Here is a 21040-nt window from a genome sequence, read left to right as displayed (position 1 = left end):
GCCCGAAGGGCCGAAAGGGGGGAGAGGGGCGCAGCCCCAGAGGCGGGACCTGTCAGCGCCGCCGGGCGAGCCGGAACCGCAACCGGCAGATCACCGCATCCGTGTCCCGCCGCACCGCGTGCGCCAGCACGGCCCCCCGCTGGTTCTGGAGCAGCCGCTGCCACAGATGGGCGGGCTCCACCTCCGGGATCAGGACGGTGACCCGGGTCCCCGGGTGGTACTGGTACACCTTCCGCACGTACTCGGCGACCGGCCGCCCGACCGTCCGGGCCGTGGACGGCAGCTCGACCAGATCCACCCCCGGCCCCCACAGCTCCCAGTCCCGGCGAAGGGACTGCGCCGCGGCCCGGTCCTCGACGTCGTCGTACGTGACCGTCACGGCCCGCACCTCGTCGCCGAGCGACACCGCCGCGTTCAGGGCCTCGCAGGTCAGCCGGGACAGGCCGGACACGGGGACGATGACAAGGGAGTGGTCGCGGTGCGGCGGCTCGGGGACGCGGCCGAGGCCGAGGTCCGCGCCGATGCGGCCGTACGCCCGGTGCACGACCTCGAAGACGGCGACGATCGCGGGCAGCGCGAGCACGATCAGCCAGGCGCCCTCGGTGAACTTCGTGGCTGTCACGACGACGGCGGAGATGCCGGTGAGGACCGCGCCGAAGCCGTTGAGGAACGCCTTCGCGGGTTTGCCCGCCTTGCGCCAGTGGATGACCATGCCGGTCTGGCAGAGCGTGAAGCCGACGAAGACACCGATGGCGAACAGCGGTACGAGGGTGTTGGTGTCGCCGCCGGAGAACACGAGGAGCCCCGCGCCCGCGACGGCGAGCGCGATCACGCCGTGGCGGTGGACCTGCCGGTCGGCCTTGAGGGCGAAGACGTGCGGCAGGTAGTTGTCCCGGGCGAGCAGGCTCATCAGGACGGGCAGGCCGCCGAAGGAGGTGTTGGCGGAGAGGGCCAGCAGGATCATCGTGGCGAACTGGACGACGTAGAAAGCCCAGTTGTGGCCGAGGGACGCGTCCGTGAGCTGGGCGAGGACGGTGACGCCCTCGACCGGCTGGAGGCCGAAGCGCGAGATCAGGACGGACAGGCCGATCAGCATCACGCCGAGCAGCGCGCCGAGCGCCACCTCCGCGTGCTGGGCGCGCTTGACGCGCGGGGTGCGGAAGGACGGCACGGCGTTGGCGATGGCCTCCACGCCGGTGAGCGCGGAACAGCCCGAGGCGAAAGCTTTCAGCAGAAGCAGGGCGCCGACCGTGGTGGCGTTGTCGGAGAGGACGGAGGCGTGGCCCTGGGCGGCCTCGGTGGAGACCGGGCCGTCCCGGAACAGGCCGACGGTGACCATCGTGAGGATCGCGCCGACGAACACCGCGGTCGGGGCGATGAACACGCGCGCCGAGTCGACGATGCCGCGCAGGTTGACGGCCGTGATGACGACGAGGACGCCGAGGCACAGGGCGACGCGGTCGCCGTACAGCTCGGGGAACGCGGAGGTGAGGGCCGCGACGCCCGCCGTCACGGCGACGGCGACGTTCAGGACGTAGTCGAGGACGAGGGACGCGGCGGCGACCAGGCCGGAGCGGCGGCCCAGGTGGGTCTTCGCGGCGGCGTAGCTGCCGCCGCCGTCGGGGAAGGCGGCGATGACCTGGCGGTAGGAGGCGACGAGGACGGCGAGCAGCGCGGCGATGGCGAGGGTCACCGGCAGCGTGAAGCCGAGCCCGTACCCGCCGGCCGTGGCCAGGACGAGCACGATGGCCTCCGGCCCGTACGCGACCGACGCCATGGCGTCGAGCGACAGCGCGGCCAGGCCCTGGAGGGCGGTGAGCCGATGCCGGTCACCAGGGTCCGCCGCGCCGGTATCGGGAGGTTCCTCGATCGCCGGAGCGTCGGGGCGCTCGGAAACGGTCGTCATGCTGGTGCCTTTCGTGCAGGTCAGCTGCTGTGGTCGAGTCGGCGGGCCATCCCAGCGTCGGCGTGTGCGGGCGGCTCGCCGCCCTCCTTGGCGCGACTTTGACGGGGCCGGTCCGCCTCTTGACGCCTTGTTGAGGGGGATCGTCAGCGACGCGTCAAGGTGTGCCGCGTCCGTGTATGTGCCACGTCAACGGCGCGGACGGGGCGCGGGCGCCGCCCTACGGTGCGGCACATGGGACATGACTGGACGACTCGGGGCAGGAACACGGCGCACGCACTGGACGCGACCCGCGCGCCGGACGCGGACGCCGTGGTGACCGACCGGCGCTGGGCGTCCGACCTGCGGGCCGCCGTCTTCTGCTCGGCCGCCCTGTTCGCCCTGATCATGCTGGTCGACTTCGCGGGCGGGACGCTGAGCGCTGTGCGGACCGGGTTGTGGGCGGGGCTCGCCGTCCTGCTGTACGTCATCCTGCATCCGGTGCGGGTCAGCGCGGGGCCGGGGTGGCTCGCCGTGCGGGGGCCGGTGCGGCGGCGGCATGTGTGCGTCGACCTGCTCACCAGCGTCCGGGTCAGCGAGACCGTCGCCGCGCGGCTCGTCCTGTGCGACTCGCTCGGCCATCGCGTCGAGTTCGACCCGAAGGTCCTCGCCGAGAATCCGCTGATGCTGCACCGCCTCGACGCGGGCGCTCGGGCCGCGCGGGAGGCGGGGCTGCTGCGGACCGGGTCGGTGGAGCTTTCGCGGCTGTTGGCGCGGCTGGACGGGCGGGAGGCGAAGGGGGTGTTCGCGGCTTCGGGCCTGCAGTAGCGCTGCGCTTGCTGGGCGGTTGCGGGGCGGTTGCTTCTTCTGCGGGCGGGTGGGGGCTGGTCGCGCAGTTCCCCGCGCCCCTTACGGGGCTCGGTGCCGTGCGCCCCTTGCGCCCTTGCGGGGCTCGGTGCCCCGCGCCCCTTACGGGGCTCTACCCTTTGCCGTGCTGTCTCAGCCCTTCAGTGCTGCGTACGTCACCCCCGTCAGCACCTCCGATGCCGCCCAAAGGCGTTCGCCCGCCACGTCGTTGCGGGTCCAGGGGGCTCGGGGGGACGGGGCGGGGGTGCCGCGCCAGGCGAGGAAGCGGGGGCCCGTGAAGGAGTCGGGACGGACTCCCGGTGCCGTGGCCGCGTACAGCGTCGGCAGGGCGCCGGTGTCCGCGGACTGGCCGACGACGCGGTTGCCCACCGCCATGAAGGCCTCCGTGGCCCGGCGGCCCGCCATCCGGGGGCCGGTCGACTGGAGGTTCGTCGCGGCGTAGCCGGGGTGCGCGGCCGCCGCGACCACGTCGGCGCCCGAATCGGCGAGGCGCCGGGCGAGTTCGTGGACGAACAGCAGGTTGGCCGACTTGGAGCGGGCGTAGGCTGGCCAACGGCGGTAGCGCAGCTCGCTGTTGAGGTCGCCGATGTCGATGTTGGCGAGCGCGTGGGCCATGCTGGAGACCGTGACGACACGGGCGCCGGGCGTCGCGAGCAGCTGCGGCAGGAGCAGCCCGGTCAGCGCGAAGTGCCCGAGGTGGTTCACACCGAACTGGGTCTCGAAGCCGTCCGTGGTGCGCCGGTACGGCAACGCCATCACGCCCGCGTTGTTGACGAGCAGATCGAGCCGCCCGCCCAGATCCCGCTCGAACCCTTCGGCGAACTCCCGCACGGAGGCCAGGTCCCCGAGATCCAGACGCCGGAACTCCACGTCCGCGTCCGGCACTTCGTCCGAGAGCAGCCGCACGGCGTCCCCGCCGCGCTCCGCGCTGCGGCAGGCGAGCACCACCCGCGCGCCCCGCCGGGCCAGCTCCCGCGCCGTGACGAACCCGATCCCGCTGTTGGCCCCGGTGACGACGGCGACACGCCCTTCCTGGTCAGGAATGTCACGCGCGGCCCAGCCCCTCGTACGCCCACTGCCCGTCATGCCGCTGAGCGTACGCCTGTATGGGTCGACGGTCAGGGGGGTGACTGTGCGGGGGTGGTGAGGAGTGCGGGGGCGTGGTGGGGTCCGGTCAGGCCGACGCGCCCCCGTCCACCACCAGGTCCGTGCCCACCACCGACGCCGCGTCGTCCGACGCCAGGTAGAGGACGGCCGCCGCGATCTCCGCGGAGTCGGAGACGCGGCCGAGAGGGGACTCGGCCCGCATGCGGGTGGTGCGGTCGGTGGGGGTCTCGCCGGGGCGCAGGGACATCGTGGTGGCCGACGGGCCGGGGCTGACCGCGTTGATGCGGACGCCGTCCTGGATGTGGTCGAGGGCGGCGGCGCGGGTGAGGGCGGAGACGGCGGCCTTCGCGGCGACGTAGCCGGCGATGCCGGGGCGGCGCTTGTGGGCGCCCAGGTTGGAGGCGATGTTCACGATCGCGCCGCCGCCGTCCTGGGTGCGCATCTGGCGGACCTCGGCGCGCAGGGCGAGGAAGACGCCGGTGACGTTGGTGTCGAGCAGGGTCTGCCAGTCCTCCTCGGGCAGTTCGGCGATCGGGGCGCCGCCGCGGAAGACGCCCGCGTTGTTCACGGCCACGTCGAGGGAGCCGAAGCGGTCCACGGCCGCGCGCACCGCGGCTTCGACGTCCGCGGCGCGCGTCACGTCGGCGGGGTGCGCGAGGGCCGTGCCGCCCGCCTCCTCGATCAGTGTCACCGTCTCCTTCAGCGGGGCCTCGGAACGGCCCGTGACGACGACGTTCGCGCCCTCGGCGGCGAGGGCCAGCGCGATGGCACGGCCGAGGCCGGAGCCGCCGCCGGTGACGAGGGCGGTGCGGCCGGTGAAGCGGGTGCGGGCGGCGGCGGGCATGGAGGGCTCCTCGGCGTACGGGGGCGGGGCTCTCCTCGGTGGGGAGAGCGTCCGGTCCGCCTAGTATTGGACCGGACGATCTAATACTAGGCGCAGACCCGCGCCTCGTACACCCCGACCCCCGCCTCGTCGTCGTCCAGGCAGCGGCCCGTCTCCAGGTCGAAGCGCTGCTTCAGGAGCGGCGAGGCCACGAACGGGCGGCCGTCCGCCGAGCCGACCAGGCCCCGGGAGAGCACGGCCGCGCCGGAGAACGGGTCCCGGTTGTCGATGGCGTACAGGCGTCCGGCCCGGTCCAGGAAGAGGGCCGCCTGCCGCCGGCCGTCGGGGAGCAGCACGGCCACGCCCCGGCCCGGGGTGAGCCGGGCCGCGGCGCACACGGTCAACCAGGACCCGTCCAGGCGGAGTTGGACGCTCGCGTCGGCGGCGGTGGCGGTCGTGGCGGGCGCCGTCTCGGTCATCGTGGTCATCGCGCGGAGCTTCCTTCCAGGGGCCGCAGGGTCAGCAGCGGCAGGTCGGGCTTGATCTGGTCGCGCTCGGGGACGAACGCCACCAGCGGGTCCGGCGCCTCGGGCGCGTTCACGAACGACACGAAGCGGGCCAGGCGGTCCGGGTCGGCCAGCGTCTCGGCCCACTCGTCGCGGTAGTGCGTGACGTGGTCCGCCATCAGGGCCTCCAATTCGGCGCAGATGCCGAGCGAGTCGTCCACCACCACGTCCCGTACGTGGTCCAGGCCCCCGTCGATCCGCTCCAGCCACGCCGAGGTGCGCTCCAGGCGGTCGGCGGTGCGGATGTAGAACATCAGGAACCGGTCGATGAGCCGGACCAGACCGGCGTCGTCCAGGTCCTGGGCGAGCAGGTCCGCGTGGCGCGGGGTGGCGCCGCCGTTGCCGCCGACGTACAGGTTCCAGCCGCTCGCCGTGGCGATCACGCCGAAGTCCTTGGAGCGGGCCTCCGCGCACTCGCGGGCGCACCCCGACACCGCCGACTTCAGCTTGTGCGGCGCGCGCAGCCCCCGGTAGCGCAGCTCCAGGTCGATCGCCATGCGCACCGAGTCCTGCACGCCGTACCGGCACCAGGTCTGCCCGACGCACGACTTCACCGTGCGCAGCGCCTTGCCGTACGCGTGCCCCGACTCGAAGCCCGCGTCGACAAGGCGCGCCCAGATCACCGGCAACTGCTCGACCCGGGCGCCGAAGAGGTCGATCCGCTGACCGCCGGTGATCTTCGTGTAGAGGCCGAACTCCCGCGCCACCTCGCCGATCACGATGAGCTTGTCCGGGGTGATCTCGCCGCCAGGGATGCGCGGCACCACCGAATAGGAGCCGTTCTTCTGGAGGTTGGCGAGAAAGTGGTCGTTGGTGTCCTGGAGGGCCGCCTGTTCGCCGTCCAGGACGTAGCCGTCGGCGCCGATCGCGGGTGCGAGGGAGGCGATCACCGAGGCGACGGCGGGCTTGCACGTCTCGCAGCCCTCGCCGCCGCGCGCCGACTCGCGGCCGTGCCGGTCCAGCAGGTCCCGGAAGGAGGTGACACGCAGGGTGCGGACGATCTCGTACAGCTCCTGGCGGGTCTGCGCGAAGCACCCGCACAGGCCCTGGTCGCCGGACTGCGGCAGGAGCTGGCCGATGAGCTTGACGCAACTCCCGCAGCCCGTACCGGCCTTGGTGCACTTCTTGACCTCGGGCAGCGTCGCGCACGCCTGCACGGCCGCCTTCGTGACGTTGTGGCAGTTGCACACCACGGCGTCGTCCGGCAGCGCCTCCGGGCCGAGGGCCGGGGCGGCGCCCGCGCCCGCCGGAAGGACCAGCTGCTCGGCGGGCACCGGCGGCACCGACCCGGTCAGCGCCCGCAGCGTCCCGTACGCCTCCGTGTCGCCGACCAGGACACCGCCGAGGAGCGTGCCGTCCGTGCCGACGACGAGCTTCTTGTACGTGCCCGCACGCGAGTCCGCGTACGCGACGTCCAGGCAGCCGTCCGCCGCGCCGTGCGCGTCGCCGAACGACGCCACGTCCACGCCGAGCAGCTTCAGCTTCGTGGACATGTCGGCCCCGGTGAACGAGGCGTCCGTGCCCTCGGAGTTCTCGGCGGCCTCGGACGCGAGCGCGGCCGCGGCCGTCTGGGCCATCTCGTAGCCCGGCGCGACCAGGCCGTACACCCTGCCGTCCACGGCCTGCGCGCACTCGCCGATCGCGTACACGTGCGGGTCGCTCGTGCGGCACCGCTCGTCCACGGTGACGCCGCCGCGCTCGCCGACCGCGAGGCCGCAGTCCCGGGCCAGCTGGTCGCGGGGGCGCACGCCCGCCGAGAACACCACCAGGCCGACGTCCAGTTCGGAGCCGTCCGACAGGCGCATCGCGCGCACCGCGCCCGCCTCGTCGGTCACGATCTCCTGCGTGCCCGTGCCCGTGTGCACGGCGAGCCCCCGGCCCGTCAGCGTGCGCAGGAGCGCCGCGCCGCCGCCGTCGTCGACCTGAGCGGGCATCAGGCGCGGGGCGAACTCCACGATGTGCGTGGCGAGTCCGAGCCCCTGTAGCGCGCCCGCCGCCTCCAGGCCGAGCAGCCCGCCGCCGACCACCGCGCCCGTCGTGGCGCCCGCCTTCGCGTACGCCTCGATGGCGAGGACGTCCTCGATGGTGCGGTAGACGAAGCAGCCGTCCGCGTCCTTGCCCGGCACCGGCGGCACGAACGGCACCGAGCCCGTGGCCAGGACCAGGGTGTCGTAGCCGAACACGTGCCCCGAGCGCGCGGTGACGGTCCGTGCCGCGCGGTCGATGTGCTCGGCCGGGTCGCCGAGGCACAGCTCGATGCCGTGCCGCTCCATGAACCCGGCCTCGGTGACGGAGAGTTCGTCCGGGGTCGTGCCCGAGAAGTACGAGGTGAGCTGGACGCGGTCGTAGGCCGGGCGCGGTTCCTCGCACAGGACGACGACGTGGTGCGTCCGGGTCAGGCCGTGCTCGGCGAGGGCTTCGAGGAAGCGCTGGCCGACCATGCCGTGCCCGACCAGGACAAGGTTCTTCTGCGGTGCCGGATGCGGGGTCGAGGTCGCGTCCATGGGTTCAGTGGCCTCCGTCGTGAGTGAGCAGGTGCAGCAGCGGGCTGCCGTCGTCGGGCAGGGCCTCGTCGGCCTCCCAGGCCCGGGCGAGCGCGCCCACGGCCGTCAGCTCGCCGAGGAGCACGCCGCCGACGAGGCGGTCGCCGCGCACGACGACCTTGCGGTACGTGCCCCGGGTGGCGTCCGTCAGGCGCACCACGTCGTCGTCCGGACGGGTCTCCGGATCGCCGAACGCCGCGATGTCCAGGGGGTGTTCGTGGTGCGGCAGGGTCAGGCGGGTCAGGGAGCGGGTGCCTGCGTACGGGCGGGCCGACTCCGGGGCGGTCAGGGCGGCGGCGAGGGCGTCGGCCTGGTCGAGGGCGGGGGCCGCGAGGCACGGGGCCGCGCCCGCGTACTCGGCGCAGTCGCCGATGGCGTACACGTGCGGGTCGCTGGTGCGCAGGCCGTCGTCCACGACGATGCCGCGCCGCACGTCCAGGCCCGCCGCCCGGGCCAGGCCGGTGCGGGGGCGCACCCCGCAGGCCAGGACCGTCAGGTCGGTGCCGAGTACGTAGCCGTCGGCCAGTTCCACCGACCGTACGGCGCCGTCCGACTGCCGTACGCCACGCACCCGGCACTCGGTGTGCACCTCCACGCCGAGCGCGGTGAGGTGGCGGCGCACCAGCTCGGACGCGTCCGGGTCGAGCTGCCGCTCCATCAGGCGGTCGCCCTGCTGGGCCAGGACCACCCGCACGCCCCGGTCCGCGAGGGCCCGTGCCGCGCACACGCCGAGCAGACCGCCCCCGACGACGACCGCCCTCGACTCCGGCCGGGCCGCCTCCGAAAGCGCCAGGCAGTCCGCCATCGTCCGGAACGCGTGCACGCCGCCCGGCAGGTCGCGGGCCCCCGGCTCGAACAGTCCGCGCAGCGGGGGCAGCACGGGGTTCGCGCCGGTGGCGAGCACCAGGCTCTCGTACGCCACCCGGGAGCCGTCCTCGCACAGCACCACCCGCTCCGCCCGGTCGATCCGGACCGCCCGCGTCCGCAGGTACCGCTCCGGCGCGGGCTCCGGCAGCGCGATCACCTCCGGCCCGTACCGGCCCGCGAGCACCTCGGTGAGGAGCACCCGGTTGTACGGGGCGTACGCCTCCTCGCCGATCAGCAGCGCGGCGCCGCCGAGCCTGGCGGCGAGCCGGGCTCCGGCGAGGCCGGCACCCAGGACGACGGTGCGCGGCTGCGGGTCCCTGGTGGTCATGGCTCGCAGCCTGCTGGGCTGGGGTTTCCCGGCGGGGGCCGGGGTGTTTCGGCGGGGGAACGGTGGGCTCAGCGGGGGCGGCGGCCGCTTGTGAGGACGAGTCCGGCCTCGGGCCCGTGGTGGGTGCCCACCGCTACCGCGGCGGGTTTTCTCCCACCCGCCCACCCGTTTGCTGTGGGACGTGGGGTGGGCCCTGGGGGGTGGTTTGGTGTGGGGTTGGGTGGCGGCCTCGGGTCGGTGGGGGTGCCCACCGCTACCGCGGTGGGTTTCTCTCCCGCCCGCCCACCCGTTCGCTGTGGGACGCGGGGTGGGCCCCCGGGGGTGTTCGTGGCGGGGCGGGATCGCGTCCTCGGGCCGGTGGCGGAGCGTTAGCCGTTGGCGCAGCGCTGGTCGGTGTCGGTGTCGGTGTCGGTGTCGGTGCCCGTGCCGGTGTCGGTGCCCGGCCCCCTGCCTCGCCCCCTCCCCGCGCCCCATCGCGATCTCTGCGGTCACGCTGGGACCACAGTGCGGGTGGGCGGGTGGGACGGGCTTCGCCGCGCAGCGGCGGAGAACGGTTGCAGCCCCGCCCACGCCGCCCGAGGCGCCAACCTCTGAAGTCCCTCAAGTCACCCGGATTTCCGTGGACGCACCACCTACCCCCTCCATAGGGTCGCGATCATGCCCGACATACCGACGACCGCGGTCGTCGTCCTGTGCCTTGCCGCGTTCGCGGCCGGTTGGATCGACGCCGTGGTGGGCGGTGGGGGGCTCCTGCTGCTGCCCGCGCTGCTGCTCGGCCTGCCGGGGTCCACCCCGGCGGCGACCGCGCTCGGCACGAACAAGGCGGTGGCGATCGTCGGGACCACGGGCGCCGCCGTGACGTACGTCCGCAAGGCGCCCGTCGACGTCGGCACCGCCGTGAGGATCGGGCTCGCCGCACTCGCCGGTTCCATGGGCGGAGCCTTCTTCGCCGCCGGGATGAGCACCGAGGTGCTCAAGCCCGTGATCATGGCCGTCCTCGTCGGCGTCGGCGCCTTCGTCATCTTCCGCCCCGACTTCGGCACCGCCCCCGCGACCGGCCCGCTGCCGCCCCGCCGCATCCTCGCCGCCATCGGCCTCGCGGGCGTCGGCATCGGCTTCTACGACGGCCTCATCGGCCCCGGCACGGGCACCTTCCTCGTGCTCGCCCTGACCGCCGTGCTCCGGTTCGACCTGGTCACCGCCTCCGCCAACGCGAAGATCGTCAACTGCTGCACCAACGCGGGCGCCCTCGCCATGTTCGCCTGGCAGGGCGCCGTCCTCTGGCAGCTCGCCGCCGTCCTCGCCGTCTTCAACCTCGCGGGCGGCACCCTCGGCGCCCGCACCGCCCTGAAGAAGGGAAGCGGGTTCGTACGGATCGTGCTCCTGACGACCGTGGTCGGCCTCGTGGCGAAGATGGCGTACGAGCAGTGGGTGGCGTAGGAGAAAGGGGGCGGCGTAGGGGAAGTGGTGGGAACAGGGGAAGTGGTGGGAACAGGGGAAGCGCGGCCGAGGCCCCCGGCCAGAAGCCTCAGCGCGCGCCCGTCAGGTGCGCGAACACCACCACATTGCCCTGGTAACCCGTCTTCTTCGAGTACGCCCCGCCACACGTGATCACCCGCAGCTCCGGCCGCCCCGCCGCCCCGTACACCTTCTCGTCGGGGAAGCCCTTCGCGTCGTACACCTCCACGGCGTACACCGTGAACAGCGCCACCCCGCCGTCCCGCCGCTCCACCTCGATGACCCGGCCCTTCGCGAGGCCGCCCAGGCGGTAGAAGACCGCCGGGCCCTCCGCGTTGTCGACGTGTCCGGCCACCACCGCCGTGCCGCGCTCGCCCGGCGTGGTGCCCGCCTCGTACCAGCCCGCGAGGTTCTTGTGCCGGGGCGGCGGTACGTCGAGGCTGCCCTGGCGGTTCAGGCCGAGGCCCATCAGGGGGGCGTCCACGTCGATCGCCGGGATCCGGATCCGGTCGGGCGGTGACGGGGGCAGCGGGGCGGGCGCGGGGCCCGCGCGGGTGGTGCCCGGCGCCGCCGCCTGCGCGGCGGACGGCTGCGGGGGCGGGTGCCCCGCGGTGCCCTCGCGCACGAGCCAGGCGCCACCGCACAGGGCGAGCGCGGTGGCCACCGCTATGACCCAGGTGCCGAACCTGCCTCGCCGCTGTGTCCGCCGCATGGCTCGCCCCCTCGGGGAAGGGTAGGGAAACGTATCGGTGCGGGTGGTGGCGTTCCCGCCTCCCCCGCCGGACACGAGGGACGTGCGGCCGGCAGGGGGAGGGGGAGCGGCGGTACCCGCGGGCCGCGGAGGGGGCCCGTCAGATCCTGTCGCCTCTCGCCCGGCGATGCAGGAGCCAGGTACCGCCCGCGGCGGCGAGGGCGAGTACCGCCACGCCCGCCGCGGTCTTCACGGGGTCGGGGCCGAGCGCGCCACCGACCCCCGTCTTCACGTGCCCCTTGGGATGCACCGGCACCGGCACCGGCTGCTCCTCGCGGGCGGACGCCGTGGACGTGAGCGTCACCGACAGGTCGCCCGCCACCTCGCGGCCGCCGGATCCCGCGCAGCGCGCCACGATCTCGTACGTCCCGGGCTGCGCCGACGGCGGCACCTTGAACCGCCCGGACGCCACCTCGGCCCGCGTCTTCGAGGCCAGCGCGAACGTGCCCGCGCCGACCGCGCTCGCGTCGCCCGTCGCGGTGGCGTCCCTGCCGCACGCCGTGGTGTTCACCGTGACGGTGGTGCCGGGCGTGACGGTGGCCGGGGTCACCTGGAGGCCGCCCGCGGGTCCGGCGGACGCGGGGGCGGCGCACAGGCCCGCCGAGGTGACGGCGAGTGCGGCGGCGGTCGTCAGCTGGCGGGCTGTGCGCATGGGGCTTGCTCCTGTCGAGGCCTTCGTGCGGGACGCACCTCCGAGGTAAGTGGCACTCGGCCGTGTACGCCTGCTGAAGCCCTGTCAGAAACCCTGCGAGGACCCGGCCCCTGACTCATCGACGGGAACGTTCCAGCAGGTCACCACGCGTGTCGCGGAAAGGATCCGAAGCCGCGCCGCGGCGCCTGTGAATGGGTGACCCGGGGCCCCGCCGACAGCTGAGCCCGGCTCAGATCAGGTCCCAGGGCACGGCCTCGTACACCTCCGAGACGGCCGCCATCAGCTTGTCGTCGACGGGCAGGTCCAGGCCGTCGACGCGGCGCACCGGGCTGACGCCCCAGGAGTTCGTGACGAGGGCCGCCCGGTACGAGGGCAGGTCCCGCAGCCGTACCGGCCCGAGGCGCGTGGGCAGGCCCGCGTCCGCGAGCCGGTCGAGCAGCAGCCGCATGGTGATCCCGGTCAGGTGCGGGGCGTCCGGCCACACGAGATCGCGCCCGTCGAAGAAGGCCACATTGGTGATCGCGCCCTCGCTGATCAGGCCGTCGGGGCCGGTGAGCAGCGCCTCGTCGTAGCCCGCGCGGCGCGCCTGGCGGCCGTGGTAGGCCTGCCCGAAGCCACCGAGGTGCTTGATGTGCGCGACCGGCCGTACGTACGGCACGGACTTCAGGGCCTGCGCCCGCTCGGCCATCGCGGCGGGCAGCTCGATGGGCGGCCGCACGGTGACCATCAGGGACGGGGTGCCGCCGGGGGCGTGCACGTACACGCGGACGGAGGCGTCGGCGATGACGCCCGTCGCGCCGTCGGCGCCGCCGTCACCGGCGAGCACGTGCCGGATCAGCTCGCGGACCCGCTCCCCGTCGAGCTCCTGGTCGAAGAGTTCCCGCGTCGCGGCGTCCAGGCGGTCGAGGTGCGGCCCGAGTCCGCGCACCCTGCCGCCCCTGACCTGCATGGCGGTGAAGTGCCCGAAGCTGTCGAGGGCGCGCGCCCGCAGCGTCTCGACGGTGCCGGGGACGCCGTCGATCTCCAGTCGGGTGACGTCGGCGGTGGTGGCGGTGATGGCGGTGATGGGCGGTGGTGTGGTCATGGGGCCACCGTACGTTCGGAGTTCACCGGGCCGGGTGGCTCGGGGTTCACCGGGCCAGGTGGCTCGGGCGGTCCGGCCGTGCGGGGGCCGGGGGCCCTGCGGGCGGCTCAGTCCTCCAGCAGGCGGCGCGGGCCCGGGCCGTGCGCGGCCAGTTCGTCCCACGGGTTCGACAGGGCGCAGCGGTCCAGGGAGAGGCAGCCGCAGCCGATGCAGTCGCTCAGGTTGTCGCGCAGCCGCTCCAGGGTGCGGATGCGGTCGTCCAGGTCCGCGCGCCAGCACTCGGAGATCCGGGCCCAGTCCTCGCGGGTGGGCGTCCGGTCCTCGGGGAGCAGCTTCAGGACCTCGCGGATGGTGGCCAGCGGGATGCCGAGCCGCTGCGAGGTGCGGATGAAGGCGACGCGGCGCAGCGTGTCACGGCTGTAGCGGCGCTGGTTGCCGGTGGTGCGACGGCTGGAGATGAGCCCTTCGCGCTCGTAGAAACGCAAGGCGGAGGGCGCGACTCCGCTGCGCTCGGCGAGTTCGCCGACGGTGGCTTCCTTGGCGTCCGGTGCGAGATGCGTCGTCATGCCGCCAGATTAGTCGCGTGCGCGGCTTGACCTGAACCAAGGTTTAACTAAGAAGCTCTCCGCATGAACACCACGACGGCCAAGGCCGCTTCGCAGACAGCTTCCCCGTCCGCTCCTTCCTCCCCTTCCTCCCCTTCCTCCCCTGCTCCGTCCCTCGACCCCGCCTTCGCGTCCTCGGCCGCCACGCCGGTGAAGGTCGCCGTGATCGTCGGCAGCAACCGCGAGGGCCGCTTCGGCCCCGTCGTCGCCGAGTGGCTGCTCGCCCGGGTGCGGGCCCACGAGGGGTTCGAGGCGGACCTCATCGACCTGGCCGATGTCGACCTGCCCACCTCCCTCTCCTTCCGCCCGTCCGCCGAGGTCGTCGCCGAACTCGACAAGGTCACACCGAAGTTGGCGGAGGCCGACGCGTTCGTCGTCCTCACGCCCGAGTACAACCACTCCTACCCCGCGTCGTTGAAGAACGTCATCGACTGGCACCGCGACGAGTGGGAGGCCAAGCCCGTCGCCCTGGTCTCCTACGGCGGCATCTCCGGCGGCCTGCGCGCCGTGGAGCACCTGCGCCAGGTCTTCGCCGAGCTGCACATGGTCACCGTCCGCGACACCGTCTCCTTCCACAACGCGGGCGCGCTCTTCGACGACGAGGGCGCCCACCGGGACCCGTCGGTCGCGGAGGCCGCCGCGAAGGGGATGCTGGACCAGCTGCACTGGTGGGCGTGGGCGCTGCGGGCGGCCAAGGAGGCGCGTCCGTACGGGAGTTGAGCGGCACGTGGGTGTCCCCTCACGCCTCCGGCAGCCGCACCTCACGCCTCCGGCAGCCGCACCACCGCCACCGCGCCCCCGTCGTCCGCGTTGGCGAGGTCCACCCGCGCACCGATGACGGCGGCCTGGCCGAGGGCGATGGTCAGGCCGAGCCCGGTGCCCTGGCCGCGTTCGCGGGCGCCCGTCTGGAACCGCTGCGGGCCCTCGCGCAGCAGGTGCGGCGGGAAGCCGGGGCCGTGGTCGCGGACCGTCACGGCGGCCCCGTCGACGCGCAGGTCGACGGGGCCGGCGCCGTGCCGGTGGGCGTTGCTGACGAGGTTGGTCAGGATCCGCTCCAGGCGGCGCGCGTCGGTCCGTACGAGCCGCTCGTCGACGGAGCTGAACCGCACCCCGCACCCGCTGAACCGCTCGGTGCGGCCCGCCCGTTGGACCATGCCCGCGACGAGCGTGCCGAGCGGACGCACGTCCAGGTCGGGCCGCTCCACGTCGGCGTCGAGCCGGGCGACTTCAAGGAGGTCCTCGGTGAGGGCGCGCAGCGCCCCGACGCGGTCGCGCACCAGCTCGGTGGGGCGGCTCGGCGGCAGGAGTTCGGCGGCGGTGTGCAGCCCGGTCAGCGGCGTGCGCAGTTCGTGGGCGACGTCAGCGGTGAACCGCTGCTCGGCCTCCAGGCGCCGCTGCAGCGTCGCAGCCATGGTGTCGACGGCGGTGGCGAGGTCGGCGACCTCGTTCCTGCCGTGCCGGAAGCCCGGCGGCAGCGGATGCCCGATGCGGGCGTCCAGCTCGCCCTGGCTGATGCGGCGCGCGGTCGCGGCCGCGGTGCGCAGGTCGCGGCTGAGCCTGCTGGCGAGCCCGGCGCCGCCGAGCGCGGCCAGGGCCACGACGACGGCGCCGGACACGATCAGCTGCTGGTCGAACTCGGCCATCTCGTCGGCCTGTTCGCGCAGCGGGAGGCGTACGGACAGGACGTGGTCGCCGACCGGCCGCGCCGCCCACACCGACGGCTGGTCCGCGTCCATGTCCAGATACGTGCTGCGCTGCCCGTCGAGCGCGGCGGCCCGCAGCGGCTCCGGAAGGCCGCGTGCGTCGATCGCCGCGTCCGTGTCGTCCCGCGGGACCTGCCCGGTCAGCTCGTACACCTGCCGTACGCGGACGAGCTGCGCCGTGGCCGCGGAGCGCGCGCCCTCGCAGACCTGGTCCAGACGCGCGTTGTGGATGAGCAGCCCGATGGCGAGGGCGACGACCGCGCACCCGCCGGCGAGCAGCGCGGCGATCTTCCAGCGCAGGCCGAGGGCGTGCCAGCGGGGGCCGAGGGTGCGCCGACGGGGGCCGAGGGTGCGTCGGCGTGGGCCGAGGGCGGCGAGGAGGGCGAGGATGCGGCGGGGTGCGGCGACCATGAGGCGGGCGCGCGGGAAGCGGAGGGTCATGGGCGGGCCCCGGGGGAGCCCGGATGCCCGGAGCCGTCCGTGCCGCCCGTGCCGTCCGCGCCGCCCTCAGCCCCCTTGCCGCTCTTGCCGCCGTCGTCACCCTTGTCACCCTTGTCGTCCTCGCCGCCGTTGCCGTAACTCTTGACGTCGCTGACGGTGGACATCCGGGTGCCGTCCCAGTGGAAACGCACGGCCTGTTCGCCGCCCTCGGCGCACGGACTGCGGACCAGCAGATCGGTGCCGAGCGTCTCGACGGCGAGGCGCCGCCCGGCGGTGAACAGGACGGGATAGACCTTGCCGCGCTTCTCGTAGTAGACGACGAGCACGCTGCGCCCGCTCTCCACGTCGACGGCGACCAGCATCTCGGGCCTGCCGTCCCCGGTGAGGTCCGTGCGCACCGGCGGCCGGATGCCCGGCCGCCCCGGCTTCTTGACCATGGGCCGGTCGGCGAGGGTACGCAGCCGGGTGTCCGCGCGCAGCAGCTCCCGCACGTCGGCCTCGGCGAGCCCGCCGGGCCCGAGCGGGCCGAGCCCGGCCAGCGGCTCGGGCGGCGGCTGCCGCGACGTCGGATCCTCGCCGGGCGCCGACGGCGACGAACCCGACCAGGCGGACCACAGCGGCTCGGGGCGCGGCTGCACCGACACCGGCGGCGCGGGATCGCTGTCGCCGAGGCCGCTGCCGGCGCCGCACGCGGACAGCACGGCGACGGCCAGGGCGGCCAGGGGCACGCCGGACGGGATGCGGAAGCGCGGGTTCATGTGAGGGCCGGGGAGTGGGGGGCGGGTGTGGGGTGACCGGTCACCGCTGACGACGGTAGGAAGGGCGCATCACGGAAACCGGGAGGTTGTGTAACAGCGGCGCCCAAAATTCCTGAACGTCTGATATCGGGACCTTCGGCCTGGCCGGTAGCCTCCCCGTACGTGAGCCCGAGGAGAGGAAGCGCGCCCGTGCCGGACCCGACCACCCCCACCGCCCTGACCGTCCTGACCGTCCTGACGACGACCGACACCCCGGACAAGGCGGACGCGCTGGCGCGCGGTGCCGTGGAGGCGCGGGTCGCGGCCTGCGCGCAGATCAGCGGCCCGGTGACGTCGGTGTACCGCTGGGAGGGTGCGGTGGAGACGGCCCGGGAGTGGCAGGTGCTCCTGAAGACGACGGAGTCCCGCTACCCCGCCCTGGAGTCCTGGCTCCTGGCGGCCCACGACTACGACACCCCGGAGATCATCGCGACCCCCGTGACCGGCGGCAGCGCGGCCTACCTGTCCTGGGTGGCGGCGGAGACCTCGGACGGGACCCCGGAGTGACCGCCCCCGAGCCGCACGCCGAACACCTGCCGTTCTTCGTCTACGGCACCCTCCGCCCCGGCGAACGCAACCACGCCGCCCACCTCGCGGGACGCATCACGTCCCACACCCCCGCCCACCTGCCCGACACGGCCCTGTACGACGGCCCCGGCTACCCCTACGCGGTCGAGACCCCGGCCGCGGGCCCCGTCCACGGCGACCTGGTCACCCCGCTGCCCACGGCGTACGCGGCGGTCCGCGCGGCCCTGGACCGCCTGGAGGACTACGCCCCCGGCGACCCCCACAACCTCTACGAACGCGTGGCCCGCGAGGTGCGGTGCGCGGACGGGGTGTGGAGGAGGGCGTGGGTGTATGTGGCGGGGGAGAGGCTGGCGGAGGGGCTGCGGGCGACCGGGACACTCCTGCCGGAGGGCAGTTGGCCACCGGCCGCAGACGCTTCCGACGGCGGTGTCGGGGAAACCCTCAAACCCGCTCCACCCGCTCCACCCGCTCCACCCGCACCGCGCACACCTTGAACTCCGGCATCCTCGACACCGGATCCAACGCGGGATGCGTGAGCGTGTTGGCCCGCCCTTCCCCCGGCCAGTGGAACGGCATGAACACCGTGTCGGCCCGGATCCTGGAGGTGACCCGCACCGGCACCACCACCCGCCCCCGCCGCGACACCACGGCCACAGCCTCCCCGTCGGCGACCCGCAACCGCGCGGCAAGCCGGGGATGCACCTCGACGAACGCCCCCGGCGCGGCGGCGTTCAGCTCCTCCACGCGCCGGGTCTGCGCCCCGGACTGGTACTGCGAAAGCACCCGCCCGGTGGTCAGCACGACGGGATACTCGGCGTCGGTCTCCTCGGCGGAGTCCCGATGCGCGACGGCCACGAACCGGGCCCGCCCGTCCTCGGTGGCGAACCGCTCCAGAAACAACCGAGGCGTACCCCTATGAGTGCCCTCCCCCTGAATGCCCTCCTCCTGAATGCCCTCCCCCTCCTGAGGGCAGGGCCAGAAGACCCCTTCCCCGTCCCCCTCCCGCAACCGCCCGTACGAGATCCCCGAGTAGTCGGCGACCCCACCCGCACTGGCCCGCCGCAACTCCTCGAACACTTCCTCGGCCACGACGGGAAACTTCTCCCCGTGCCCGAGCCGCGAGGCGAGCCCGTGCAGCACCTCGAGATCACTGCGCACCCCGTGGGGCGGATCGACGGCGCGCCGCCGCAGCAGCACCCGCCCCTCCAGGTTGGTGACGGTCCCGGTCTCCTCGGCCCACTGGGTGACGGGCAGGACGACATCGGCGAGCCGCGCGGTCTCGGAAAGCACCACATCAGCGACGACCAGGAAGTCCAACGACCGTATGCGCTCCTCCACATGGGCGGCGCGCGGTGCGGAGACAACGGGGTTGGACCCCATGAGCAGCAGGGACTTGACATCCCGCCCCAGCGCGTCGAGAAGCTCGTAAGCGGACCGCCCGGGCCCGGGCAAGGAGTCAGGATCGACTCCCCACACCCCGGCGACATGGGCCCGAGCCGCAGGATCGGTCAGCTTCCGGTACCCGGGCAACTGATCGGCCTTCTGCCCGTGTTCGCGCCCGCCCTGCCCGTTCCCCTGCCCGGTGAGACACCCGTACCCGGACAGCGGCCGCCCGGCCCGCCCGGTGGCCAGACACAGATTGATCCACGCGCCGACGGTGTCCGTCCCCTTGGCCTGCTGCTCGGGCCCGCGGGCGGTGAGCACCATGGCGTTCTCGGCGTCACAGAAGATCCGTACGACCTCACGCAGCTGAGGAACAGGCACGCCCGTCACCCGCTCCACATACTCGGGCCAGTGCGCCATGGCGGCGGCCCTGGCCTCCTCCCATCCGGTCGTACGCTCCCGGATGTACGCCTCGTCGACGCGCCCCTCGGCCACCACGAGGTGCAGCAGCCCGAGGGCGAGGGCGAGGTCGGTGCCGGGGCGGGGGGAGAGGTGGAGGTCGGCGTGCTCGGCGGTACGGGTGCGCCGCGGATCGATGACGATCAACGTGCCCCCGTTCTCCTTCAGCTCGGTGAGATACCGCAGGGCGGGCGGCATGGTCTCGGCGAGATTGGAACCGACGAGGATCACGCACCCGGTACGGGCGACGTCGGCGAGCGGAAACGGCAGCCCGCGGTCGAGCCCGAAGGCACGTGTCCCCGCGGCGGCGGCGGAGGACATGCAGAACCGCCCGTTGTAGTCGATCTGCGAGGTCCCCAACACGACCCGCGCGAACTTCCCCAACGCATAAGCCTTCTCATTGGTGAGCCCACCCCCACCGAACACCCCACAGGCATCGGCCCCGTGCTCCCCCCGAACCCGCGCGAACCCCTCCGCGACCCGATCCAGCGCCTCGTCCCACCCGGCGGGCTCAAGCTCCCCACTGACCCGGGACCGCACCAGCGGCTCGGTCAACCGCACCCGCGAAGACAGCACAGCAGGCGCCGTGCGCCCCTTCCCGCACAACGCGCCCCCATTGACGGGAAACGCGGGCCGCTCGACAACTTCCACCCCGCCCGCTCCCCGGACGAGCCCCATGCCGCACTGGAGGGCGCAGTAGGGGCAGTGGGTGGGCGTGGGGACGCCGGTCGCGACGTGATCCGACGACGCGGTCGCGGCAGAGATCCGTCCGGCTGCGGCTGTGGTGTGCATAACCCCACCCTCCGACGCGCGTGTTTCACGCCACGGGCCTCTGGGTTACGCGAGCGGTACGGCGACCTCCGGCCGGGGCGGGCCCGGCTGTGAGGCCGGGGCGGCGCTCAGATGAGGTGAACGCCCTGGCCGCCCGACACATAGCCGGTGGTCCCGGGAGCGACGCCCTGGAGTTCCTTCAGGTCCGAGCCACCCCGCGCGGGTCCGGCTCCTGGAACGTCCACTCCTCGGGTCCTGACAGCCCTCGCGGCCCGCCCGTGAGCCCTCCCGAAAACACTCGTCACGGTGACGCAACGGGACCGCAATCTGGCCCGGCCATCCTCGGTCCATGACGCCGTCGAACCCGCACCCGGACCCCACGGCCCTGCCGGACCTCACGGCCTCGCAGGACCTGGCCTCCGCCTCACGGGATCCCATAACCCCCCTCGACCCCACGACCCTCTTCGACACCACCGACCAGCTCATCAGCCGCATCACCAGCGAACTGAGCACCCGCCTCGGGCACGTCACTCTCAACGGGGCCCGCGGCACGGACCCCGTCCGCACCCCCGCCCCGGCCCGCACCCCCGCCCCCACCCTCCTCCTCGTGGCCCACGGCAGTCGCGACCCCCGCGCCCGCCGCACCGTGACCGCGCTGCTCGACGTCGTCCGTGCCCAGCGTCCGGGCCTGGACGTGCGGCTCGGGCACATCGAGCTGAACGAGCCCGGGCTCGACGAGGCGCTGCGCGGCCTGCCCGCCGACAGCCCCGGCGCCGTCCTCGTACCGCTGCTCCTCAGCCGCGGCTACCACGTCAAGCACGACATCCCCGCGACCGCGGCCGCCCACCCTGGCGGAGCCACCCGCCCCCTCCGCCTGGCCGCCCCCCTGGGCCCCCACCCCCTCCTCGTCGAGGCCCTGCACACCCGGCTGGTCGAAGGGGGCTGGCCCGCCGGGGCCGCGGCGGAGGGGCACGGCGTCGTTCTCGCCGCCGCGGGCTCCCGTGACCCGGACGCCGCCGTCGACACCCGCCGCGCCGCCGGCCTCCTCTCCCGCCGCCTCGGCGTCCCCGTCGTACCCGCGTACGCCGCGCCGACCGAGCAGACCCCGACAACGGTGCCCGCGGCCCTGCGCACCCTCGCCGCCCGAGGCGTCCGCCGCGCCGCCGTCGCCTCGTACTTCACCGCGCCCGGCCGCTTCGCCACCCAGGTCGCCGACGCCGCGCCGTGGCTCGCCGCCGCCCCGCTCGGCGCGCACCCGGCCCTCGCCGCCCTGCTGCTGCACCGCTACGACCAGGCAAGGTCGGCCGCCCCCGTGCCCCACCGACAGCTGACGTCGGCCTGATCCCCGGCCCGTGGCCGACCGGGCCCGGCCGGCCACCCCCGTCCCCCACCCCCCGCGCACCCCACCCCCCGACCCGTCTACTG

The 21040-nt window shown here is 74.2% G+C and carries 19 protein-coding genes; 6 read left to right on the top strand and 13 right to left on the bottom strand.

The features are described 5' to 3' along the window. Positions 1–52: 52 nt before the first annotated feature. Positions 53–1906 (bottom strand): APC family permease, encoded by a 1854-nt coding sequence (locus OO63_RS16910; RefSeq protein WP_030357648.1) that lies wholly within the window; start codon positions 1904–1906, stop codon positions 53–55. A 231-nt stretch (positions 1907–2137) separates the two neighbouring features. On the opposite strand from OO63_RS16910, the gene OO63_RS16905 reads away from it, so the two are divergent. Beyond that, the gene (locus OO63_RS16905) at positions 2138–2710 is read left to right on the top strand and encodes a hypothetical protein (protein ID WP_051810943.1); all 573 of its coding nucleotides are present in this window, start codon (positions 2138–2140) and stop codon (positions 2708–2710) included. 171 nt (positions 2711–2881) lie between these two features. On the opposite strand, the gene OO63_RS16900 is transcribed toward OO63_RS16905, so the two are convergent. The 5 genes from OO63_RS16900 to OO63_RS16880 form a co-directional block, all read right to left on the bottom strand. Then, a complete protein-coding gene (locus OO63_RS16900) occupies positions 2882–3835 on the bottom strand; it encodes an oxidoreductase (RefSeq protein WP_030357646.1) in 954 nt (317 codons plus the stop codon). Positions 3836–3923: 88 nt separating this feature from the next. Next, positions 3924–4700, bottom strand: a complete 777-nt coding sequence (locus tag OO63_RS16895) for an SDR family NAD(P)-dependent oxidoreductase (RefSeq protein ID WP_030357645.1) — start codon at positions 4698–4700, stop codon at positions 3924–3926. Between the two features lie 86 nt (positions 4701–4786). After that, on the bottom strand, positions 4787–5167 hold the full coding sequence (nirD, locus tag OO63_RS16890; protein WP_078619185.1) for a nitrite reductase small subunit NirD: 381 nt from the start codon (positions 5165–5167) through the stop codon (positions 4787–4789). Next, on the bottom strand, positions 5164–7749 hold the full coding sequence (nirB, locus tag OO63_RS16885) for a nitrite reductase large subunit NirB (RefSeq protein WP_030357643.1): 2586 nt from the start codon (positions 7747–7749) through the stop codon (positions 5164–5166). The genes nirD and nirB overlap by 4 nt, the downstream gene beginning before the upstream one ends. Positions 7750–7753: 4 nt before the next feature. Next, entirely contained in the window at positions 7754–8983 is a 1230-nt protein-coding gene (locus OO63_RS16880) for an NAD(P)/FAD-dependent oxidoreductase (protein WP_030357642.1), read from the bottom strand. Positions 8984–9640: 657 nt separating this feature from the next. Here OO63_RS16880 and OO63_RS16875 point away from each other — a divergent pair. Further along, positions 9641–10423, top strand: coding sequence for a sulfite exporter TauE/SafE family protein (locus OO63_RS16875; protein WP_030357641.1), 783 nt, complete (start codon positions 9641–9643; stop codon positions 10421–10423). A gap of 88 nt (positions 10424–10511) precedes the next feature. Here OO63_RS16875 and OO63_RS16870 read toward each other — a convergent pair whose 3' ends face one another. The 4 genes from OO63_RS16870 to soxR form a co-directional block, all read right to left on the bottom strand. Beyond that, positions 10512–11153 carry a class F sortase gene (locus OO63_RS16870; RefSeq protein ID WP_030357640.1) on the bottom strand — a complete coding sequence of 214 codons (642 nt, stop codon included), beginning with the start codon at positions 11151–11153 and terminating at the stop codon, positions 10512–10514. 139 nt (positions 11154–11292) lie between these two features. After that, positions 11293–11844 (bottom strand): hypothetical protein, encoded by a 552-nt coding sequence (locus OO63_RS16865; protein WP_030357639.1) that lies wholly within the window; start codon positions 11842–11844, stop codon positions 11293–11295. A gap of 229 nt (positions 11845–12073) precedes the next feature. After that, on the bottom strand, positions 12074–12928 hold the full coding sequence (locus OO63_RS16860; protein WP_030357638.1) for an aminotransferase class IV: 855 nt from the start codon (positions 12926–12928) through the stop codon (positions 12074–12076). 107 nt (positions 12929–13035) lie between these two features. After that, on the bottom strand, positions 13036–13494 hold the full coding sequence (gene soxR / locus OO63_RS16855) for a redox-sensitive transcriptional activator SoxR (RefSeq protein WP_030357637.1): 459 nt from the start codon (positions 13492–13494) through the stop codon (positions 13036–13038). Positions 13495–13557: 63 nt separating this feature from the next. Here soxR and OO63_RS16850 point away from each other — a divergent pair, with 63 nt between their 5' ends. After that, complete coding sequence (locus tag OO63_RS16850; RefSeq protein WP_030357636.1) at positions 13558–14253, top strand: NADPH-dependent FMN reductase; 696 nt, start codon at positions 13558–13560, stop codon at positions 14251–14253. A 41-nt stretch (positions 14254–14294) separates the two neighbouring features. On the opposite strand, the gene OO63_RS16845 is transcribed toward OO63_RS16850, so the two are convergent. Then, positions 14295–15677: a sensor histidine kinase gene (locus OO63_RS16845; protein WP_234311105.1), complete on the bottom strand. Its 1383-nt coding sequence runs from the start codon at positions 15675–15677 to the stop codon at positions 14295–14297. Beyond that, on the bottom strand, positions 15674–16435 hold the full coding sequence (locus tag OO63_RS16840; RefSeq protein WP_199819472.1) for a hypothetical protein: 762 nt from the start codon (positions 16433–16435) through the stop codon (positions 15674–15676). The genes OO63_RS16845 and OO63_RS16840 overlap by 4 nt, the downstream gene beginning before the upstream one ends. A 189-nt stretch (positions 16436–16624) precedes the next feature. Here OO63_RS16840 and cutA point away from each other — a divergent pair, with 189 nt between their 5' ends. Next, positions 16625–16981, top strand: a complete 357-nt coding sequence (gene cutA, locus OO63_RS16835; protein ID WP_199819471.1) for a divalent-cation tolerance protein CutA — start codon at positions 16625–16627, stop codon at positions 16979–16981. Further along, entirely contained in the window at positions 16978–17496 is a 519-nt protein-coding gene (locus OO63_RS16830; RefSeq protein ID WP_063750417.1) for a gamma-glutamylcyclotransferase family protein, read from the top strand. Before cutA ends, OO63_RS16830 begins: the two co-directional genes overlap by 4 nt. Here the strand turns inward: OO63_RS16830 and OO63_RS16825 are convergent. Beyond that, positions 17444–19636: a molybdopterin oxidoreductase family protein gene (locus tag OO63_RS16825; protein WP_030357631.1), complete on the bottom strand. Its 2193-nt coding sequence runs from the start codon at positions 19634–19636 to the stop codon at positions 17444–17446. The genes OO63_RS16830 and OO63_RS16825 overlap by 53 nt on opposite strands. 328 nt (positions 19637–19964) lie before the next feature. On the opposite strand from OO63_RS16825, the gene OO63_RS16820 reads away from it, so the two are divergent. After that, positions 19965–20957, top strand: coding sequence for a sirohydrochlorin chelatase (locus OO63_RS16820; RefSeq protein ID WP_078619183.1), 993 nt, complete (start codon positions 19965–19967; stop codon positions 20955–20957). Positions 20958–21040: the final 83 nt, after the last annotated feature.

It is taken from the genome of Streptomyces alboflavus (assembly GCF_000716675.1).
Taxonomy (GTDB): Bacteria; Actinomycetota; Actinomycetes; order Streptomycetales; family Streptomycetaceae; genus Streptomyces; species Streptomyces alboflavus.
The sequence above is the reverse complement of the archived record's forward strand: the minus strand, read 5'-3'. Positions and strand labels throughout refer to the sequence as shown.

What these genes read in the sequence shown, in the direction of transcription:
- OO63_RS16850 (WP_030357636.1), top strand. Translation starts at nt 13,558, where the DNA reads ATGAACACCACGACGGCCAAGGCCGCTTCGCAGACAGCTTCCCCGTCC.
- nirB (WP_030357643.1), bottom strand. Translation starts at nt 7,749, where the DNA reads ATGGACGCGACCTCGACCCCGCATCCGGCACCGCAGAAGAACCTTGTC.
- OO63_RS16900 (WP_030357646.1), bottom strand. Translation starts at nt 3,835, where the DNA reads ATGACGGGCAGTGGGCGTACGAGGGGCTGGGCCGCGCGTGACATTCCT.
- OO63_RS16895 (WP_030357645.1), bottom strand. Translation starts at nt 4,700, where the DNA reads ATGCCCGCCGCCGCCCGCACCCGCTTCACCGGCCGCACCGCCCTCGTC.
- OO63_RS16825 (WP_030357631.1), bottom strand. Translation starts at nt 19,636, where the DNA reads ATGCACACCACAGCCGCAGCCGGACGGATCTCTGCCGCGACCGCGTCG.
- OO63_RS16845 (WP_234311105.1), bottom strand. Translation starts at nt 15,677, where the DNA reads ATGACCCTCCGCTTCCCGCGCGCCCGCCTCATGGTCGCCGCACCCCGC.
- OO63_RS16820 (WP_078619183.1), top strand. Translation starts at nt 19,965, where the DNA reads ATGACGCCGTCGAACCCGCACCCGGACCCCACGGCCCTGCCGGACCTC.
- OO63_RS16880 (WP_030357642.1), bottom strand. Translation starts at nt 8,983, where the DNA reads ATGACCACCAGGGACCCGCAGCCGCGCACCGTCGTCCTGGGTGCCGGC.
- OO63_RS16860 (WP_030357638.1), bottom strand. Translation starts at nt 12,928, where the DNA reads ATGACCACACCACCGCCCATCACCGCCATCACCGCCACCACCGCCGAC.
- OO63_RS16870 (WP_030357640.1), bottom strand. Translation starts at nt 11,153, where the DNA reads ATGCGGCGGACACAGCGGCGAGGCAGGTTCGGCACCTGGGTCATAGCG.
- OO63_RS16840 (WP_199819472.1), bottom strand. Translation starts at nt 16,435, where the DNA reads ATGAACCCGCGCTTCCGCATCCCGTCCGGCGTGCCCCTGGCCGCCCTG.
- OO63_RS16905 (WP_051810943.1), top strand. Translation starts at nt 2,138, where the DNA reads ATGGGACATGACTGGACGACTCGGGGCAGGAACACGGCGCACGCACTG.
- OO63_RS16875 (WP_030357641.1), top strand. Translation starts at nt 9,641, where the DNA reads ATGCCCGACATACCGACGACCGCGGTCGTCGTCCTGTGCCTTGCCGCG.
- nirD (WP_078619185.1), bottom strand. Translation starts at nt 5,167, where the DNA reads ATGACCACGATGACCGAGACGGCGCCCGCCACGACCGCCACCGCCGCC.
- soxR (WP_030357637.1), bottom strand. Translation starts at nt 13,494, where the DNA reads ATGACGACGCATCTCGCACCGGACGCCAAGGAAGCCACCGTCGGCGAA.
- OO63_RS16865 (WP_030357639.1), bottom strand. Translation starts at nt 11,844, where the DNA reads ATGCGCACAGCCCGCCAGCTGACGACCGCCGCCGCACTCGCCGTCACC.
- OO63_RS16910 (WP_030357648.1), bottom strand. Translation starts at nt 1,906, where the DNA reads ATGACGACCGTTTCCGAGCGCCCCGACGCTCCGGCGATCGAGGAACCT.